A 1,833-nucleotide genomic window follows, 5' to 3' on the forward strand; every position below is an offset into this window, starting at 1 on the left:
ATGACGGCTACGGAGTCCCGTTCGGCGGGGCGCAGGCCCGCGCAGCTGGTGGACATGTCCTGGGATCCGATCACCCGGATCATCGGGAACCTGGGCATCTACACGAAAATCGACTTCGCCAACCGCGAAGTCGTCCAATGCCACTCCACCTCCTCCCTCTTCCGCGGCTACTCGGTCTTCATGAAAGGCAAAGACCCCCGCGACGCCGGCTTCATCACCTCCCGCATCTGCGGAATCTGCGGCGACAACCACACCACCTGCTCCAACTACGCCCAGCAAATGGCCTACGGCATCAAACCCCCACCACTGGCCGAACACATCACCAACCTCGGCGAAGCCGCCGAATACATGTTCGACCACACCATCTTCCAGGACAACCTCGTCTTCGTCGACTTCTGCGAAGCCATGGTCAAAACCACCAACCCCACCGTCCTGGCCCGCGCCGAAAAAACCCAAGCCCCCCGCGGCCACCTCCACGGCTACCGCACCATCGCCGACATCATGCGCGCCTTCAACCCCTTCGAAGGCGACATCTACAAAGAATCCCTCAAAATCAGCCGCATCACCCGCGAAATGTTCTGCCTCATGGAAGGCCGCCACGTCCACCCCTCCACCCTCTACCCCGGCGGCGTCGGCACCCAGCCCACCCCCACCCTCTTCACCGACTACCTCACCCGCCTCCTGCGCGTGATGGACTTCATCAAACAAGCCGTCCACCTCAACGACGACGTCTTCGACTTCTTCTACCAAGCCCTCCCCGGATACGAAGAAGTCGGCCGCCGCCGCACCCTCCTGGCCTGCTGGGGCGCCTTCCAGAACCCCGACATCTGCGACTACCGCTACGACACCATGAACACCTGGGGCCAGGCCATGCACGTCACCCCCGGCATCATCGTCGACGGACAACTGGTCACCAACAAACTCGTCGACATCAACCTCGGCCTGCGCATCCTCCTCGGCTCCTCCTACTACGACGACTGGACCACCCCCGACCCCCACCACACCGACGGCCAACAGGAACTCTTCGTCACCCACGACCCCCTCGGCAACCCCATCGACCCCCGCCACCCCTGGAACCAGACCACCCTGCCCGCCCCCCAAAAACGCGACTTCGACGCCAACTACTCCTGGGTCATGAGCCCCCGCTGGCACCACCCCACCACCGGCGAAGACCTCGCCCTGGACACCGGCGGCGGCCCCCTCGCCCGCCTGTGGTCCACCGCCCTGAACGCCCGCGTCCACACCCCCTACGTCCAAGCCACCGGCACCAGCGTCAACATCACCCTCCCCAAAAGCGAGAAACTCCCCGAAACCACCCTTCAGTGGCACATCCCCAAGTGGTCCAACACCATCGAACGCGACCGCGCCCGCCCCTACTTCGTCGCCTACGCCGCCGCCATGGCCCTGCACTTCCTCGAACAGGCCCAACACCTCATCCACGCCGGCGAAACCCGCACCTTCACCAACTTCACCGTCCCCGACGAAGCCATCGGCTGCGGCTTCCACGAAGCCGTCCGCGGCGTCCTCTCCCACCACCTCGTCATCAAGGACAAGAAGATCGCCAACTACCACCCCTACCCACCCACCCCCTGGAACGCCAGCCCCCGCGACCACCACGGCACCCCCGGCCCCTACGAAGACGCCGTCCAGAACCAGCCCCTCTTCGAGGAAAACGGCCCCGACGACTTCAAAGGCATCGACATCATGCGCACCGTCCGCAGCTTCGACCCCTGCCTCCCCTGCGGCGTCCACATGTACACCGGCAACGGCAAAACCCTCACCACCCACCACACCCCCACCTACGGCCCCCAAACCCATGCCTGACACCACGAC

General features: G+C 64.6%; 1 protein-coding gene. It reads left to right on the forward strand.

The annotated features are described in order from the left end of the window. Nucleotides 1-1,824 (forward strand): nickel-dependent hydrogenase large subunit (locus tag IE249_RS35310; RefSeq protein WP_189711602.1); only part of this gene is annotated, 1,824 nt, incomplete at its 5' end. Nucleotides 1,825-1,833 lie beyond the last annotated feature (9 nt).

The organism is Streptomyces anandii JCM 4720, assembly GCF_014650655.1.
In the GTDB taxonomy this organism is placed as follows: domain Bacteria; phylum Actinomycetota; class Actinomycetes; order Streptomycetales; family Streptomycetaceae; genus Streptomyces; species Streptomyces anandii.